The following is a 15,674-nucleotide window of genomic DNA, read 5'->3' as shown; positions in this document are numbered from 1 at the left end:
GGATCCTCATTTCCTTCGGATCTACTTCTAAGCCGTCGGGAGTACATAACCCCTTCGAACTCGAGTGATCCGAGATGACGGCGCGGATTGAACGCGCCGTCGATCACGTCTTCTTTGCATTCACATCCGAATCGCCTTGTACACTTAAGGGCGTCGGATCGTCCGTCGCCGGAAGTCGCATCCGGGGCGGTGTTATCGATCCACTGCGATCGCCCAACAACGCATAAAGGCAGTGAACAGTCGTGGCCGATGAGATCGACCACGAACACGTCCGTTTTGGACTGCCCAGAGACGTATGGTACCGCCGGAAGAATCCGACGAATCGTGTACGAGGGGGGATGATGTACTTCCTCCGTGCCGGAACACGGCCGGAGGACGTGGCGACGTGCGCCACGACGGTTGCATTAGTATCGAGTGCCCGATCCACATATAAGACCGTCGAATGAACCGACAGTCGGAACTCGATACCATGGCACGGTTTTCCACCGACGCCGTGGATCCATCGCGGTCATAACCGTTGTTAGTACTCGAGGGAGAGTCGGTTCGCAGACAGAATGTTACGCGGGCGGAGGTCGGCCGATCATCCCGCCCTTGTAGACGCGGTCGGACCGAATGAGACCCGCGTGGGATGCACTTGAGCGTGCATGTCTAAGAAGGCTTCGTGACTCGAGCGACACGACAGAGCTGACGACGTCCCGGCCTCGGTTAGCAGACGCATCGATGCCGATAAACCACGTGCGTCATAAGAGACAGACGAATGGTCCGGGACCCGATCGCTTCGGAGTCGACGCCGTCAGCAGAAGAAATCTGCGCTGCGCTCGACGATCCCGACTGCCGCGAGATCATTAGAAACCTCGAGGAACCTATGACGGCCGCCGAGTTAACCGACGAGTGTGACATTCCCCAATCGACGCTGTACCGAAAGCTAGAGGTGCTAACCGAGTCGACGCTCCTCGAGGAGTCGACAGAAATCCGCCAAGACGGCCATCACGCGAGTAAGTACACCGTCGCATTCGACGAGATCACGCTCGTGTTAGACGACGATCGAACGCTGGCAGTCCAGATCGAGCGACCGGCCCGAACGGCAGATGAACGGCTGGCCGAGTTGTGGTCGGAGGTGCGAAAGGAGACATGAGCCCACACCAAAGCGCCGTCACCGAGGTTGCGCTGTTGCTTGCCGCTGTCAAGACGCTCGTACTCGTCGTTGGGAGCATCATCACGTACTTTGCGTTCAAAGCATACCGGCGGACGCGACAGCGTGCACTTGGCTATCTCGCCGCAGGGTTCGGCCTCGTCACGCTTGGCCTCGTCCTTGCTGGATTGCTGTATGAACTCCTCGGTGTTCGACTCGCGATGGGAATTCTACTCGAGAGTCTACTCGTGCTGGCTGGATTTCTCGTAATCGCGTATTCGCTGTACGTGCAGTGACAGCCGGACTGCGTGGGGGCCGTGCTATCAGCGATTCAGCGTGTGGATCGCGTGGCCAAGCGCGTTCTCGGCGGCTTCCATCACCGACTCTGAGAGCGTCGGATGAGCATGCACTGTCGAGGCGACGTCCTCGACGGTCGCACCCAACTCGACTGCGAGACCGAGTTCGGCGATGAGTTCGGAGGCTTCGGGACCGACGATCGAAGCGCCGAGGACGTAGCCGTCGGATTCTTCGGCAACGATTTTGACGAACCCATCGGTATCGCCGGTCGTTAGCGCCCGGCCGCTGGCGCGGAACGGGAACGTGCCGACGATGGTCTCGAAGCCGTCGTCTTCGGCCTCGGATTCGGTCATCCCGACAGTTGCGATTTCGGGATCAGTGAAGACGACTGCGGGCATCGCCTGATGGTCGATCGCCGACGGCTCGCCGGCGATGACTTCGGCGGCGACTTTCCCCTCCATGCTGCCTTTGTGGGCGAGCATCGGCTCACCTGCCACGTCGCCGGCAGCGAAGATGTGCTCGGCAGACGTCCGCCCGCGCGAGTCGGTTTCGATAATGCCACGATCATCCGTCTCGATGCCGGCCTCCTCGAGGGCGAGCGTGTCCGAGACGGGCTGGCGACCGACGGCGACGAGGACTTTCTCGGCGTCGAGTTCGAGTCGCTCGTCGTCACTGTCGTCGGCCGCTGGCTCGGCGAGGACCTGAATGCCATCGCCGTCGTCGCGGTCGTGCCACTCCGAGGCGGTGTAGCCGAACTCGAACTCGATGCCGAGGTCGTTCGCTCGCTGTTTGACGGGGCGTTTCAGATCGTCGTCGTAGCCCGGTAGGATCGAGTCGAGCATCTCGATAACGGTCACGTCAGTTCCCAGCTTGGCGAACACGCCCGCCAGTTCCATCCCGATGTAGCCTGCGCCGACGATGACCATCGAGTCGGGGACGGCATCGAGCGCGAGCGCCTGTTTCGAGTTCAACACTGGCTCGTCGCCGTACTCGAAGTTCGGAATCTCGATGGGGCGCGAGCCGGTTGCGACGATGGCGTTTTCGAACTCGAGGGTCTCCGAGCCCTGTCCCTCGCCGCTGTGGGAGACGCGGACGGTGTGTTCGTCGGCGAACGTGGCCGTCCCCTCGAGCAGGGTGACTTGATTCGCTTTACAGAGCTTTTCGACGCCGCTCGTGAGCTGGTCGACGACGCCGTCTTTCCACTCGACCATCCCCGCGAGGTCGATCGCTGGATCGGCGTGGATACCCATCTCCTCGGCGTTGCCGGCCTCGTGGGCGATATCGGTCGCCGTAATAAGTGCCTTGGATGGGATACAGCCGTAGTTCAGGCAGGTGCCGCCGTAGGCGTCCTTTTCGACGAGCGTGACGTCCAGATCGAGTTGGCCGGCGCGGATCGCGGCCACGTAGCCGGCGGGTCCGGCTCCGATGATCAAAAGGTCCGTTCCAGTGGTGACGTCTCCGACGACCATCAGTACAGTTCCTCCGTGTTCGATGAGTTCGCGTTCATGGTGTGTGTTGGGCTACGCTCACTCGAGCAATAGTAGGCTGGGGTTCTCGAGGTACTCCATAACGGTGTTCGTAAACTGGGCGCCGACCGCGCCGTCGATCAGTCGGTGGTCGAACGACAGCGACAGCGTCAGGACGGAGCGGGGTTCGATCGACTCCGTCCCCTCGTCGTCGGTCACCACGCGCGGTTTGCGCTTAATTTCGCCGATCGCCAGAATGCCGGCTTCGGGGTAGTTGATGACTGGTGTGGCGTACTCGCCGCCGATACCGCCGACGTTGGTGATCGTAAACGTCGATCCCTGGAGTTCGTCGGGGCTGATCGTCCGCTCGCGGGCTTTCTGGACGAGTTCGTTCATCTCCGAAGAGAGCTGTAACAGCCCCTTCTCATCGGCGTCCTCGAGGACGGGCACCATCAGACCGACGTCGGTCGCGGTGGCGATGCCGATGTTGTAGTAATCGCGGTAGACGATCTCGTCGGCGTCCTCGTCGATCACCGCGTTCATTTCGGGGTACTCCTGCAGCGCGGCGACGACGGCCTTCATGATGAAGGGCATGTACGTCAGCCGAATGCCTTGCTCCTCGGCACGCGATTTGAGGTCCTCACGAGTCTCGACGAGGGCGGTCACGTCCACCTCGTCGTGGTGGGTGACGTGAGGCGCACTGTATTTCGACTCGACCATCGCGTCGGCGATCGTCTTGCGCACGCCACGGAACGGCTCGCGGCGCTCGCGTTCGCCGGGAGCGAACTCGGCCCCTTTCTCACCGACCGGTTCGCCCGCCTCGAGCGCGGCCGTGTCGGCTTCTTGCGTCCGCTGTTGGGCTGCAGCGTACTCCTGGACCGCTTCGGGGGTGACGAACGCCTCGCCGTCGCGCTCCTCGGTAGCGGGGACGGCATCGATGTCGACACCTTCCTCCTGTGCGATTCGACGGGTTGCCGGCGCGGCGAGAGTCGTCTCGCGGTCAGCAGAGTCGGTCCCTGCTGGCGGTTCGACTGCCGTCTCGGCTGGTTGCTCTGCCTCGGCGGCAGCCACGTCCGCAGCACTCGAGTCGTCAGCCGTCGTCGCGTCGGTTGGCGTCGGTTCCACCGTGGCCTGCTCGCTGTCGGCGTCACCGCGGGCGACAGCCCGAACGTCTGCCGCCGTGATCCGGCCACCTGGCCCGCTGCCCTCGAGACTCGAGAGGTCGATGCCTTCCTCGCGTGCCATCCGTCGCGCGCGTGGGGGAGCGAACACGCGGTCCTCGGGCGTCTCGACTACGTCGACATCGGCTCCAACCGAATCAGAACCGTCGGCTGGTTCGCCAGCGTCGGCGTCCTCGGCAGGTTCGCCGCTAGTGTCGGAGACGGCCTCGAGGTCATCCTCGCCTTCGACGTTGAACGAGATGATGACCGTCCCGACGGGGACGATCTCGCCTTCCTCGACGTGTAACTCGCGGACGGTGCCGTTGACCGGCGAGGGAACCTCGACGAGCGCCTTGTCGGTCTCGACCTCCGCGACCGGCTGGTCCTCGGAAACCGCGTCGCCTGCGTCGACCAGCCACGAAACCAGTTCACCCTCTGCGACCCCTTCGCCGACGTCCGGCAGTTCGAACTCTCTGACCATGTTAGAACTCCATCGCGTCTCGAATACCGTCCTCGATTCGGGCCGGTTCGGGCAGGTAGTAGTCCTCGAGTGCGTACAGCGGGAACGGCGTGTCGAAGCCCGTGATACGCTCGATTGGCGCTTCCTGATACAGCAATGCCTCCTCCTGTAAGGTCGCGGCGATCTCCGCCCCGAGCCCGCCCGTCTTGGGAGCCTCGTGGACGACCGCGGCCCGTCCGGTCTTTTTGAACGACTCGACGATCGTTTCCTCGTCGAGCGGTGACAGCGTCCGCAGGTCGATCACCTCGACGTCGATCGTTCCCTCGAGGGCGTCTGCAGCCTCGATCGTCGGGCGGGTCATCGCGCCCCACGTGTAGACCGAGATATCCGATCCCTCGCGTCGGACGGCCGCCTCGCCGAGTGGCACCTCGTAGGAGTCACTGGGAACGTCCTCGCGGAACGCCCGGTAGATGAGTTTCGGCTCGAGGAAGATCACCGGGTCCGGCGAGCGGATTGCACTCGCCAACAGCCCCTTGGCGTCGTGGGGCGTCGAGGGGATGACGACCTTGAGTCCGGGCTGGTGGACGAACATCGCCTCCGTCGACTCGGAGTGATGTTCGGGGGCGCGGATGCCGCCGCCGTAGGGAGCCCGGATGACCATCGGACACGTGTATCGCCCGCGCGAGCGCGATCGCAGGCGCGCGGCGTGAGAGACGATCTGATCGAACGCGGGGTAGATGAAGCCGAGAAACTGGATCTCGGGGACCGGTCGCATTCCGTAGGCGGCCATCCCAATCGCCGTCCCGATAATGCCGGACTCAGCCAGCGGGGTGTCGATGACCCGGTTCTCACCGAACTCGTCGTACAACCCTTCGGTCGCGCGGAAGACACCGCCGTTTTTCCCGACGTCTTCGCCCATGACGATGACGTCGTCGTCGCGTTCCATCTCCGTCTGTAATCCGTCTCGTACCGCCTGTACGAGCGTGAGGTTCTCCGATCGTGCGTCTGATTCTGCAGCCATATTATTCTAGAAGTTCGTCGTCGCCGTGGCGTTCGCGAAGCGATTCGAAATACTCGAGTTGTCGTTGCAGGCGTCGGGGCATGCCTTCGTACACCTGTGCGAAGATCTCCTCGGGATCGGGGCGTTCGAACGACTCCGCGGCGTCGATCGCGTCGGCCACGTCCTCGGTGATCCGAGATTCGATCGCGTCGACGCGCTCGTCGTCGAGAATCCCTTCGGTGCGAAGGTACGTCTCGAGACGCGGAATCGGGTCTTTGCCCTTCCAGCGCTGGACCTCCTCCTCGTCCCGGTAGACGGAGGGGTCGTCGGCCGTCGTGTGCGCCCCGAAGCGGTACTGCACCGCCTCGATCATCGTCGGCCGAAGTTCGTCGTCGGCCGGATTCTTTGCCTTCTCGACGGCGTCGCGGGTGACTTTGTACACCGCGAGGGGGTCCATCCCGTCGACCTGCACGCCCTCGAAGCCGTAGGCTTCGGCCTTCTGTGCCAGCGTGGCGCTTGCCGTCTGGCGCTCTCGTGGGACCGAGATCGCCCACTGGTTGTTGTTACAGAAGAAGACGGTCGGCGTATCGAAGACGCCGGCGAAGTTAAGCCCCTCGTGGAAGTCACCCTCTGAGGTCGCCCCGTCGCCGAAGTAACAGAGAAACGCCTTCTGTTCATCGCGGAGTTTCGACGCCCAGGCGGCCCCCGTCGCGTGTGGGATCTGGGTCGCGATGGGGACCGCGACGGTGAAGATGTTGGCGTCCTCGGGGATGTGATTGCCCTGTTCGTGACCCATCCAGTAGAGTAAGGTTCGCTCGAGCGAGAGCCCACGAACCAGCCCGACGCCGTGTTCGCGGTAGCTGGGAAACACCCAGTCGTCGACGTCGAGGGCGTGAGCACTGCCGATCTGGGCGGCTTCCTGCCCCGACAGCGGAGGATACGTTCCCATCCGACCCTGTCGCTGGAGGCTCACTGCCCGTTCGTCGAAATGGCGCACCAGCCGCATCTGCTCGTAGATTTCGACGAGTTCCGCCTCGGAGAGGTCGGGCACCTCGGCGTCCTCGAGAACCTGCCCGGAGTCGTCGAGTATCTGTACTCGCTCGCGCGGATCGCGCTGTATCGTACTCACGGGGAGTCCCACCTGTCCATACCCTAACGAACTATCGCTCAGGATAAAGGAGTTTCCCAAAATAGTTTACTATTTACGAGATTCTTGCCTCCCAATCGGAGAATTTCGCCCGTCAGTGGCTCTTTGTGGACATCAATGGATCGAGCGCCACATTTCAACTCGTTTGTCCAGCACAACCCTCGCGCCGAGAGCGATACTGAACGAATACACGGGTGATGGGCAGAAAAGCGGTGAAATCGCCTTCAGGCGTCGATCGAACGCTGTCGAAACCGATCAGGACTCGGTCTGTGGCGACTGCTGGCGGCGCGCCTCGGCTCTCGCCGTTTCGACGCTCTTTCCCTCACGCAGGATGGCGTCGACGAACAGCTCGCCCGCCTTGTACGACGAGCGAACCATCGGGCCGCTGGCACAGTACAGAAATCCGAGTTCCTCCTCGGCGACCCGTCGCCACGTCTCGTACTTATCCGGGTGGTCGTAGCGTTTGACCTCGAGGTGGTCCATCGAGGGTCGCAGATACTGCCCGAGGGTAACGATGTCGACCCCGCGTTCGCGGAGATCAGCCATCGTCTGGTAGACTTCGTGGTCGTACTCGCCGTGACCCAGCATGATCGAGGTCTTCGTATAAATATCGGACTCACGTTCGACCTGCTCGAGTACGCCCAGACTCTGTTCGTAGCCCGCACGCCGATCCCGAACGGGGAACTGTAGGCGGGAGACAGTCTCGACGTTGTGAGCGATTACGTCCGGGTCGGCGTCGATGATCTTCCGGACGAGGTGTTTTTCGCCCTGAAAGTCGGGAATCAAGACTTCGACGAGAATGCCGGGATGTCGGTCCTTAATTTCGCGGATCGTCTCTGCGAAGTGGCCTGCGCCCTGATCCGGCAGGTCGTCCCGGTCGACGCTCGTCAGAACGACGTAATCCAGCCCAATCTCGGCGATCGCCTCGGCGACGTTTTCGGGTTCGTCGGGATCGAGCGGCTCCATTCCGCCGGTCTGGACATCACAGAAGTTACAGGCTCGAGAACAGCGATCGCCCATCAACATGAACGTCGCCGTCCCACCCTCACCATCGCCGGTGCCAGCACCGCCGGACCAGCATTCGCCGAGGTTCGGACAGTTCGCCTCCTCACAGACGGTATGCAGGTTGCGCTCGCGCAGCGTCTCCCGGATGCCGGCGAACTCCCGACCCGACGGCGGCCGCATCTTCAACCAGTCGGGCTTGCGTGCGCTGCTCATACCAACACAACGGGTCGCGCAGTGAAAATCGTGGTGGTTACGCCAGTCGAGCCGTCACGAAGCGCACAGCGACCGTCGCCCTCGAGGGCAGTATGCCACGGTTACCGAGGGTAGCCACCTGATAGCTTTAGGCTGGGTGCGCGCCTAGACGGTACAGATGGCGTTTGGCACGACCCCCGACTGGTTTCACATCAGCGACGACGAGGACGTCGTCTGGGAGAGCCGACCGCATCCGATCACGATGGGACTCGGACTCCCGGTCGGGGTCGGCCTCGCGCTCGTCGGCCTCGTCCTCACCGGCTGGACGGCGACCGACGGGGCCGGCCTCCTGACGGCCGTTGGCCTCCTCGTGGCGGTCGTCGGGCTCGGGCTCGCGGTCGCCCGATATCTCGTCTGGACGAACACCCGCTACGTGATCACGAGCTCGGAGCTGTACAAAAAACACGGCGTCATCTCGAGGGACGTCACCCAGTTTCGCCTCGACCGCGTCCAGAACACGAGCCTGAGCCAAAGCGCCGTCGGCCGCGCGCTCGGCTACGGCGATCTGACCGTCTACACCGCCGGCTCCGGCGACCCCGAACTCGTCTTCGAGCGGGTTGCCAACCCCGAACGCGCCTCGCAACTGTTGAGTGACCAACTCGAGGCGGCGACGACCGACGAGTCAGTGGTCTAATATCTCTCGAGCGCCGTCACACCACTGCAAACCACCGCAAACCACAAAGCCCATACGACCGACCCTATTCGAGAGTCGGTACGATGACCTCACAGCGTTCGGCAACAGACGACAGTACGGTATCACGTGGCTCGAGCGTCGCGGCAAGTGCGGGCCTCGGTGTGCTGGCCGTGGCGATCGGCTATCTCGTGACGTACGTGCTGATCGTCAGCGAAGTTCGTGAGGCCTTCGGCGACGACGTCGCCGACTGGAAAGGTGTGGCCTGGTACTTTTATAACGCCCACATGGTCGACGTCGAAGCCAGCGGCGCGTTTGGCTCGTTCGGCGGCGCAAGCACCGTTGATTTCATCGCACAGTCGAGCGCTTCGGGGGCCGATCTGCTGTACGTGATCCCGCCGCTCGTGTTGCTCACGATCGGGGCAATTCTGGCCGTCCAGTGGGACGTGACAGACCTCGGCGAGGCAGTCGCCGTCGGTGCGCCGGTGACGATCGGCTACGCGGTCGTCATGGGCCTCGGCGCGCTCGTCGCCGAATCCAGCACCGAAGTCGAAGTGTTCGGTATCGAAGCGACCGGGTCGATCTCGCCGGAGTTCGTCCCCGCACTCATCCTTGGCGGCCTGCTCTACCCACTCGTGTTTGCAACCGCTGGCTCGGTGCTTGCAGCGGTGTTCAACGCACGATAGTCGTTCGGCCGTCGCCCGTCTCCGCGAGCGCGAAGGAAACGCCTTTGGCCTGTCACTCCCCGGTTTCGTGTGATGGAGGTCGCCGAGGTTCTCCCCGAGTTTGCCGACGCCTTTGCCTTCGAGGAGTTCAACCGAATGCAACGCGAGGCACTGCCAGGGCTGCTCGAGTCCGACGAAAACGTAGTCGCAAGCGCGCCGACAGCGTCGGGCAAGACTGCCCTCGCCGAACTGGCGATCTGTAAGGCACTTTCCGACGGCGGTACGGCGCTGTTTATCGCCCCGCTGCGGGCGCTGACCAACGAGAAAGAAGACGACTGGGAACGGTTCGAGAACCTCGACTACTCGGTGTACGTCGTCACGGGCGAACGGGACCTGAACCCGCGGCGCGCGCGACGCGCAGACATCCTCGTGATGACGCCCGAGAAACTCGACTCGGCGACCCGCAAACACGACTCACGCCGATACGATTTCGTCACCGATATCGACGTCTGTGTTATCGACGAAGTCCACCTGCTCGACGCCGACCGTCGAGGCTCGGTGCTCGAGGTCACGATTTCGCGGCTGCGGCGGCTCTGTGCGCCCCGCGTCGTTGCGCTGTCGGCGACGATGCCGAACGTCGACGACGTCGCGGCGTGGCTCGATGCGCCCGAGCAGACCACCTTCGAGTTCGGCGATGAGTACCGCCCCGTCGACTTACACGCCGGCGTCAAAACCTACACCCACGGCGAGAACTCGTTTGCAGACAAGTATCGCCGCCTCTATCGTGCACTCGATATCGCGGAGCCCCATCTCCGCGAGGACGGGCAGGCGCTCGTCTTCGTCTCCTCCCGGCAGGATACCGTCCGCGCGGCGGAGAAGGCCAGAGACGAGATTGCCAAGCGGGACGTCCCGATGACAGCGCGACACGATTTCCACGACTACGACTTCCACGACGAGAAAGAGGACCTCGAGAACGAGACGCTATCCAAGTCGGTCACCGACGGCGTCGCGTTCCACCACGCGGGGTTGTCGAAGAACGATCGCGACTTCGTCGAAAAGTGGTTCAAGAAGGGTGCCATCGAACTGCTGTTTTCGACCTCGACGCTCGCGTGGGGTGTCAACCTCCCCGCCCGCTGTGTCGTGATTCGGGACACGAAACACCACGACCCACTCGAGGGCGAAGTCGACATGAGTCCACTCGACGTCCTCCAGATGCTCGGGCGGGCGGGACGACCCGGCTACGACGACGTCGGCTACGGCTGGGTCGTCTGTGACGGGGCGGACGCGGACAAGTACCGCCAACTGCTCCGGGACGGCAAGGAGATCGAATCCCGACTCGCCGAAACCTTAGAGACACACCTCAACGCCGAGATCGCGATGGGGACGATCGCCGACTTAGAGGACGTGATGGACTGGCTCGAGACGACCTTCTACTACGTCCGCGGCCAGTCCAAACCCGACGCGTACGACTTCCCGAACCTCCGCCAGCGGGTTCGAGACTGCCTCGAGGGACTGGTCGATCGTGGCTTCGTCGAGACCGGGCCGGAGCTGTCGATCGAGGCGACGCCGCGGGGCGTGCTGGCCTCGAAGTACTACCTGCGCCTCGAGACGGCCGCGACGTTCGCCGAACTGTGTGATCGGGTCGAGGGGGGCGAGAGCCTCGAGCCCGAAGACATCCTCGAGGCAGTCGCGACCGCCGGCGAGTTCGACTCGGTGTCGGCCCGTCAGTCAGAACGCGACGCGATCAACGCCGTCCTCGTCGGACAGGAGACGGGCGACCTTGAGGCCGGCCAGCGGAAAGTGCTCGCAATCCTCCGCGGGGCGGCCAGCGGCTCGACGCCGTCGGAACTGCGCAGTGATGCGTGGGTGATCCGGCGCAACGCGACGCGACTCATCTCGGCGCTGGGTGCGTTTCTCGACCGGCTCACGGACCCGCACGCGGCGAACCTCGCCCGGCGGGTCGAAGCCCAGATCGAAAACGGCGTCGCCGAGGACGCAGTGGGGCTGACGGCCATCGACGGCGTCGGCCCCGGGCGGGCGAGCAAACTCGCGACGGAAGGGATCTCGACCCCAGAAGACGTCGTAGCAGCGGGCCTCGAGGGCCTCATCGATGCCGGGCTCTCGGAGGGCGTCGCCGAACGGGTCTACGAAGGAGCCCAGTCGCTGCCCGTCCTCGAGATCGATTGGGGGGCGTTCCCCGAGTCGATCGCGACGGGCGAGAACGACGTCCGCGAGGTGACGGTCCGCAACGTCGGCGAACCCGCACGAGCCGGCATCCGCGTCACCGTCAACGGGGTCGAAATGAGCAGTACAAGCACGTATCTGCGCGACACGGAGACGCTCCCCGTCGGCGTCTTCGGGGCCGACGCCGACGAGCTCGAGTTTACCGTCAGCGTCGCCATCCCCGAGGAGCCGCTGGTGCCACTCGAGGAGTCCCGAACCGTCGACGTCGTCTGAGACCGTTCGGTTTCTCGCCCGCAGTCAGTCGGTGTACTGCGTTGTCGGATCGCGCTCGACGGCCTCGAGAATCGTCTCTCGAAGCTCGGCGGGCGAGTCGACGACGACGTTGGCCGCGGAGAGGTCGATGTCGTCGTGGGCGTCAATTCGGTAGGCGACGACCGTGGTTTCGGCGCGTGTCGCCGCCTCGACTCCGTTTTCCGAATCCTCGACGACGAGACACGCCTCTGGAGCGACGCCGACCACGGCGGCGGCATATTCGAAGACGTCGGGTTCAGGCTTGCTCGCCCCGTCGATGTCGTCGGCGCTGATCACATGATCGAACGCGTCCTCGAGGTCGAAGCGCTCGAGGACGATGCCGATCCAGTCGTGGGGTGACGAGGAGACGACCGCCGTCTCGACGCCTCGGTCCTCGAGTTCCGCGAGCAGTTCGGGGAGGCCGTCCAGCAGGTCGACGTGCTCGGTGTAGATCGTCTCGGCGGCGTCGGCGAAACGGTCGACGAACGCCTCGCGGGAGATGTCGGTGCCGTACTCGGCCTCGAGATAGTCGTAGATCTCGCGGTAGTTCATCCCGGTCGTCTCGGCGACGTCGACGTCTGCGTCGGGGACGGCCGCGGGGAGGATCTCCTCGCGCTGGAACTCGACCCAGTAGTCCTCGCTGTTGACGAGGACGCCGTCCATATCGAACAACACTGCGTACATGTGAGCGGGCTACCCGGTCGTCACGGATAGCCGTTTGGCATGGTGCAATGGAAGTCGGTCGGCCTCCCGGCGGTGGCGCACGCTATCGGCCGGGCGAGTGAGCGCGAGGCCAGCCGATGAAAGCGTGCGAGGGATGAGCGAGTTTCGCGAGCGAATCGGTTGGGGAGGACGTGGAACTCATCGCTGCCAGCGGGAAGCGTCCTCGAGTTCACGGCACCTCAGTTGGTAAAGCGCCCGCGCAGTGAACGCGACGGTAGCGCGACGACAGTGTTATTTCAGCGCCATTTCAGCGCCACTTCAGCACGAGTCCTCGAGGCGACTCCGATTAGCCGAACACCTCGCCGCGGCGCTCGTGGACCATCAACTCGGCAACCTCGGTTGCGATGTCCGCGCCGAACTCCCGTTCGACGAGCCACAGCGCTAGATCGATTCCGGAGGTGACCCCGCCCGCGGACAGCACGTCGCCGTCGTCGACCACCCGCTCGTCGACCACCCGTCCGGCGTGGACCTCGAGGTCGTCGACGGCAACCGGATGGGTTGCAGCAGGCCGGCCCTCGAGCAGCCCCGCTTCGGCGAGGATCATCGCGCCGGTACAGACCGAGGCAATCGTCGCCCCCGCTGTGTAGCAGTCGGCGACCGCGTCGGGCAAAACGCCGTCTTCGACGGCCGCTCGAGCGCCCCCTGTCGTCGTCCAGCCGCCGCCGGGGACGATTAGGATGTCGGGCTCCCCGAGCGTTCCCTGCGGTTCGACGCGCAGGTCGTGGCTGGCAGTGATGAGGTCGGTTTCCTCGAGCGTGACCAGCGACGTCTCGAGTGAGGCACCGGCCTGCGCGGCGTTTTCAAACACTTCGTAGGGACCGATCGCGTCGAGTTCGTCGAACCCCTCGAACAGCACGATTTCGGCGGTGGTATCGGGCATACGTACGCATTGATAGCAGTACCCAAACGTGTTGCGCCAGTCGAGCACGGTCGATCGTCAACGAGTCGGTGAGACACCTTGCGGCAGCGATCGTCGAGCGGGCACAGTCGTTATTTGGGGATTGGTCGCAAAGAGTGTGTGCCAATGGTTCGCGCATTTGTACTGATCGACGCTGCGAGTGGAACGCCGGCTCCGGTGTGTCAAACAGTTTGCGAGACCGAGGAAGTTGTCGATGCACACGTCATTACGGGTGATTTCGACGTCATGGTCGAGGTGACGGGCGACGATCCCCAGACCATCCTTACGACGGTCACCGAGTCTATTCGGCCCCTCGAGGGTGTCGGGACGACGCGAACGTACGTCTGTCTCGACTAAGCCGTCTCGGCTGACCTGCCTCGAGCAGCCGCGGGTTTACATACGAAAGCGCGGCCAGACTGCCCATGATCGACGACGCAATCCGCGTGCTCGCGGGCGACTGTACCGTTATCACCGACGGCGCCGACCGCACGGAGTATCGCGGTCGGGTAACGACGATCGTCAAGCCCGACAACACCGTGCTGGTCCACGATGTCGACGGCTACCAGCCCGTCGCGTGGCTGACTCGAGCAGACAGCGTCTCGAGCGACCGCGCGAACGATTTCACGCTCGTCGCGAAAAAGGACACCCAGACGCTACGGATCGCCGCCCACGATCAGGACGGCTTCGCCCACTACCCGGCATCGGCAGCGGGCACGCCCGTCGGCGAGTGCCCGGACTGTGGTGGCACGCTCATCCGCTCGGGCGACGTCCACTGTATCGACTGCGGGAACCGCTACGGCATCCCGGCCGACGCGACGGTTCGCGACGAGCAGTGCGATTGTGACTGCGGGCTCCCGCGGATGCGCGTCGAGCGCGGCCTCGCTTTCGACGTCTGCATCGACCGCACCTGTGAATCACTCGACAACGCAGTCCGCGAGGCGTTCGACCGTGAGTGGGACTGCCCGGTGCCGGGCTGTGACGGCGACCTGCGAATTCTCCGTCGCGGCGGGCTCATCGCCGGCTGTGAGCACTACCCCGAGTGCGATACCGGATTCGCGATCCCCGCCGGCATCGTCACCGGCGACTGTGGCTGTGGGCTCCCCACCTTCGAAACGAAAAGCGGCACCCGCTGTCTCGACGCGACCTGCGAGCGGGTTCTCGAGGGGACACTCGAGGCCGAAGCCGAATCGGCGGCAGACGACTGACGATCAATACGGCTGACCCGGAAAGCCTCGAGTCCCGAAATCGAGTGGGAATCGATCCGCAGCCACTTAGTCACGGCCGGCCAACGCCCGGGTATGACACTCGAGGGGCGGTTCGACGAAGCGGCGGGCGTCATCCGCGTAGGCGGGGACGCACGCCAGCGCTATCACGATTCGCGGGGATATGGCTATCCACTCGAGGGCAACGAGATCGCACTGGCACCCGTCGAGGCGGCCCACCTACTGTATCGAGGCGACCTCGGCGCGGTCGTCACCAAGTCGGGCGAGCGACTCGAGTTTCGCTCGTTTATGGCCCGCGAACCCGGCGCAAAGTTCGGCGTCCGCTTTCTGGTCTACGCCGACCTGCGAGAGCGTGGCTTCTACCTCTCGCCGGCCCGCGAGCCGTGGGTCGACCCGCCAGACGGCGAGGCCGATTTCGCGGTGTTTCCGCGCGGCAAAGGCCCCGGCGACGGCGAAATCGAGTACGCCCTGCGCGTGCTCGGCGAGCGGACCGACGTGCCCACGGCGGAACTCGAGGCCGGCGTGCTCGCAATCGTCGACGAGGAGAGCGAGATTACCTACTTCGAGGTCTCGGCGCGCGATCCCTCGGGTTCGTCGACGGCGGCACTACCCGAGGGCTGTGACGCCGACCTGCTCGAGGACCGCGTCGTCGTCTGGGAGCCACCGCTCGAACTCTACGAACGCGGCTTCTACGGCCAGCCGCTCGAGGGCCGGGAGTACGACGAGCCGACGCTGCAATGTTCGCTGCTCGAGGCGGCTTCGCTCGCCGAACGCGGCGTGATCGACCTCGAGCCGGAGACGGTCCGAAAGCGGGGCCGCGAGGTCGAAGGCGAACGGTTCGTCCGCCGGCTTGCGGTCTACACCGCTCTGCGCGAGCGCGACGTCGTCCCCAAGACGGGCTACAAGTTCGGCGCGGACTTCCGAACGTACGCCGACGTCGAGTCCGTCGAGAACCTCGGCCACTCCGAGTTGTTGGTCCGGGTCCACCCCGACGACCACGTCTTCGAGCCGCGCGACCTCGCCCTCGACGTGCGCCTGGCCCACGGCGTGCGCAAGACGATGGTGTTTGCACTCGTTTCCGACGGCGGCGAGATCGACTGGTGGTCGATCGAGCGGCTGACGCCCTGACGACCCCTGTAC

General features: G+C 64.1%; 15 protein-coding genes. 8 read left to right on the top strand and 7 right to left on the bottom strand.

Annotation, left to right across the window (positions count from 1 at the left end):
- Nucleotides 1-757 precede the first annotated feature (757 nt).
- A complete protein-coding gene (locus tag C495_RS08295; protein WP_008161867.1) occupies nucleotides 758-1,135 on the top strand; it encodes a winged helix-turn-helix domain-containing protein in 378 nt (125 codons plus the stop codon).
- Nucleotides 1,132-1,428, top strand: a complete 297-nt coding sequence (locus C495_RS08290) for a DUF7521 family protein (protein WP_008161866.1) — start codon at nucleotides 1,132-1,134, stop codon at nucleotides 1,426-1,428. The genes C495_RS08295 and C495_RS08290 overlap by 4 nt, the downstream gene beginning before the upstream one ends.
- A gap of 27 nt (nucleotides 1,429-1,455) precedes the next feature.
- Here C495_RS08290 and lpdA read toward each other — a convergent pair whose 3' ends face one another.
- From lpdA to lipA, 5 genes are all read right to left on the bottom strand, one after another.
- Nucleotides 1,456-2,898, bottom strand: a complete 1,443-nt coding sequence (gene lpdA / locus C495_RS08285; protein ID WP_008161865.1) for a dihydrolipoyl dehydrogenase — start codon at nucleotides 2,896-2,898, stop codon at nucleotides 1,456-1,458.
- Nucleotides 2,899-2,955: 57 nt separating this feature from the next.
- Nucleotides 2,956-4,536 (bottom strand): dihydrolipoamide acetyltransferase family protein, encoded by a 1,581-nt coding sequence (locus C495_RS08280; RefSeq protein WP_008161863.1) that lies wholly within the window; start codon nucleotides 4,534-4,536, stop codon nucleotides 2,956-2,958.
- Between the two features lies 1 nt (nucleotide 4,537).
- Nucleotides 4,538-5,536: an alpha-ketoacid dehydrogenase subunit beta gene (locus C495_RS08275; RefSeq protein ID WP_008161861.1), complete on the bottom strand. Its 999-nt coding sequence runs from the start codon at nucleotides 5,534-5,536 to the stop codon at nucleotides 4,538-4,540.
- 1 nt (nucleotide 5,537) lies between these two features.
- Nucleotides 5,538-6,644, bottom strand: a complete 1,107-nt coding sequence (gene pdhA / locus C495_RS08270) for a pyruvate dehydrogenase (acetyl-transferring) E1 component subunit alpha (RefSeq protein ID WP_008161860.1) — start codon at nucleotides 6,642-6,644, stop codon at nucleotides 5,538-5,540.
- Nucleotides 6,645-6,917: 273 nt separating this feature from the next.
- Complete coding sequence (gene lipA, locus C495_RS08265) at nucleotides 6,918-7,880, bottom strand: lipoyl synthase (protein WP_008161858.1); 963 nt, start codon at nucleotides 7,878-7,880, stop codon at nucleotides 6,918-6,920.
- Between the two features lie 157 nt (nucleotides 7,881-8,037).
- Here lipA and C495_RS08260 point away from each other — a divergent pair, with 157 nt between their 5' ends.
- The 3 genes from C495_RS08260 to C495_RS08250 all read left to right on the top strand — a co-directional run bounded on the left by C495_RS08260 (nucleotide 8,038) and on the right by C495_RS08250 (nucleotide 11,672).
- Nucleotides 8,038-8,553, top strand: a complete 516-nt coding sequence (locus tag C495_RS08260; RefSeq protein ID WP_008161856.1) for a PH domain-containing protein — start codon at nucleotides 8,038-8,040, stop codon at nucleotides 8,551-8,553.
- A gap of 83 nt (nucleotides 8,554-8,636) precedes the next feature.
- The gene (locus C495_RS08255) at nucleotides 8,637-9,236 is read left to right on the top strand and encodes a hypothetical protein (protein WP_008161855.1); all 600 of its coding nucleotides are present in this window, start codon (nucleotides 8,637-8,639) and stop codon (nucleotides 9,234-9,236) included.
- Nucleotides 9,237-9,308: 72 nt separating this feature from the next.
- A complete protein-coding gene (locus C495_RS08250; RefSeq protein WP_008161852.1) occupies nucleotides 9,309-11,672 on the top strand; it encodes a DEAD/DEAH box helicase in 2,364 nt (787 codons plus the stop codon).
- 24 nt (nucleotides 11,673-11,696) lie between these two features.
- Here the strand turns inward: C495_RS08250 and C495_RS08245 are convergent, their stop codons facing one another.
- Together C495_RS08245 and C495_RS08240 are read right to left on the bottom strand one after the other, a co-directional pair.
- A complete protein-coding gene (locus C495_RS08245) occupies nucleotides 11,697-12,374 on the bottom strand; it encodes an HAD family hydrolase (protein WP_008161850.1) in 678 nt (225 codons plus the stop codon).
- Between the two features lie 325 nt (nucleotides 12,375-12,699).
- Complete coding sequence (locus tag C495_RS08240) at nucleotides 12,700-13,293, bottom strand: DJ-1/PfpI family protein (protein ID WP_008161848.1); 594 nt, start codon at nucleotides 13,291-13,293, stop codon at nucleotides 12,700-12,702.
- 144 nt (nucleotides 13,294-13,437) lie between these two features.
- On the opposite strand from C495_RS08240, the gene C495_RS08235 reads away from it, so the two are divergent.
- The 3 genes from C495_RS08235 to endA all read left to right on the top strand — a co-directional run bounded on the left by C495_RS08235 (nucleotide 13,438) and on the right by endA (nucleotide 15,662).
- Complete coding sequence (locus C495_RS08235; RefSeq protein WP_008161846.1) at nucleotides 13,438-13,668, top strand: Lrp/AsnC family transcriptional regulator; 231 nt, start codon at nucleotides 13,438-13,440, stop codon at nucleotides 13,666-13,668.
- Nucleotides 13,669-13,733: 65 nt separating this feature from the next.
- Entirely contained in the window at nucleotides 13,734-14,516 is a 783-nt protein-coding gene (locus C495_RS08230) for a PDDEXK family nuclease (RefSeq protein WP_008161844.1), read from the top strand.
- A 93-nt stretch (nucleotides 14,517-14,609) separates the two neighbouring features.
- Nucleotides 14,610-15,662: a tRNA-intron lyase gene (gene endA, locus C495_RS08225; RefSeq protein ID WP_008161842.1), complete on the top strand. Its 1,053-nt coding sequence runs from the start codon at nucleotides 14,610-14,612 to the stop codon at nucleotides 15,660-15,662.
- Nucleotides 15,663-15,674: the final 12 nt, after the last annotated feature.

Origin of the sequence: Natronorubrum sulfidifaciens JCM 14089 (assembly GCF_000337735.1) — an archaeon.
Lineage (GTDB): Archaea > Halobacteriota > Halobacteria > Halobacteriales > Natrialbaceae > Natronorubrum > Natronorubrum sulfidifaciens.
The sequence above is the reverse complement of the archived record's forward strand: the minus strand, read 5'-3'. Positions and strand labels throughout refer to the sequence as shown.

Bases quoted from the DNA above. Each gene is read 5' to 3' on its own strand.
- C495_RS08295 (WP_008161867.1), top strand. From the start codon at position 758: ATGGTCCGGGACCCGATCGCTTCGGAGTCGACGCCGTCAGCAGAAGAA.
- C495_RS08290 (WP_008161866.1), top strand. From the start codon at position 1,132: ATGAGCCCACACCAAAGCGCCGTCACCGAGGTTGCGCTGTTGCTTGCC.
- lpdA (WP_008161865.1), bottom strand. From the start codon at position 2,898: ATGGTCGTCGGAGACGTCACCACTGGAACGGACCTTTTGATCATCGGA.
- C495_RS08280 (WP_008161863.1), bottom strand. From the start codon at position 4,536: ATGGTCAGAGAGTTCGAACTGCCGGACGTCGGCGAAGGGGTCGCAGAG.
- C495_RS08275 (WP_008161861.1), bottom strand. From the start codon at position 5,536: ATGGCTGCAGAATCAGACGCACGATCGGAGAACCTCACGCTCGTACAG.
- lipA (WP_008161858.1), bottom strand. From the start codon at position 7,880: ATGAGCAGCGCACGCAAGCCCGACTGGTTGAAGATGCGGCCGCCGTCG.
- C495_RS08260 (WP_008161856.1), top strand. From the start codon at position 8,038: ATGGCGTTTGGCACGACCCCCGACTGGTTTCACATCAGCGACGACGAG.
- C495_RS08255 (WP_008161855.1), top strand. From the start codon at position 8,637: ATGACCTCACAGCGTTCGGCAACAGACGACAGTACGGTATCACGTGGC.
- C495_RS08250 (WP_008161852.1), top strand. From the start codon at position 9,309: ATGGAGGTCGCCGAGGTTCTCCCCGAGTTTGCCGACGCCTTTGCCTTC.
- C495_RS08245 (WP_008161850.1), bottom strand. From the start codon at position 12,374: ATGTACGCAGTGTTGTTCGATATGGACGGCGTCCTCGTCAACAGCGAG.
- C495_RS08240 (WP_008161848.1), bottom strand. From the start codon at position 13,293: ATGCCCGATACCACCGCCGAAATCGTGCTGTTCGAGGGGTTCGACGAA.
- C495_RS08235 (WP_008161846.1), top strand. From the start codon at position 13,438: ATGGTTCGCGCATTTGTACTGATCGACGCTGCGAGTGGAACGCCGGCT.
- C495_RS08230 (WP_008161844.1), top strand. From the start codon at position 13,734: ATGATCGACGACGCAATCCGCGTGCTCGCGGGCGACTGTACCGTTATC.
- endA (WP_008161842.1), top strand. From the start codon at position 14,610: ATGACACTCGAGGGGCGGTTCGACGAAGCGGCGGGCGTCATCCGCGTA.